Here is a 444-nt window from a genome sequence, read left to right as displayed (position 1 = left end):
GCTGGGTCGCGAGGATATCGAACATCGACGGCTGCAGCGGCACGATCACCTTGTCGGCGAATTCGAGCGCGACGTTCATCCGGTTGCCGTGCAGGCCGGCCGGCGTATCGACGATCGCGTATTCGAGGCCGCGCGGCGGCTTCGACGGCGAATCGGGGTCGAGCGCCCAGGTCTCGATCGCGGGCAGCCCGGCGGGCCGCAGGTCGAGCCAGGCATGCGCGGATTGCTGCCGGTCGAGATCGGCGAGCGCGACCCATGCGCCCTGCGCCGCGAAATACCCAGCCAGATTGGTGGACAGCGTGCTCTTGCCGACGCCGCCCTTCGGATTCGCCACCACGATCACCGTCATGAATTCCCCCGAAGAAGCCGCGCGACGCGGCGCCTGGCACCGGCGCCGCGCCGCGAAAAATGCGGATACAGGGAGCGATGATATCGGCAAATGCG

1 protein-coding gene is annotated in these 444 nt (G+C 68.0%); it reads right to left on the bottom strand.

Annotated features, from left to right (window positions below; translation table 11 throughout):
- The coding region (locus J5M73_RS31425; protein WP_207816978.1) for a ParA family protein at window positions 1–349 on the bottom strand (349 nt) is incomplete at its 3' end.
- Between the last annotated feature and the right edge of the window lie 95 nt (window positions 350–444).

This window comes from Pseudomonas sp. 50_B (genome assembly GCF_017491625.1).
GTDB lineage: Bacteria > Pseudomonadota > Gammaproteobacteria > Pseudomonadales > Pseudomonadaceae > Aquipseudomonas > Aquipseudomonas danubii.
Note: the sequence above shows the minus strand (reverse complement) of the source record. Positions and strands in the feature narration are given on the sequence as shown.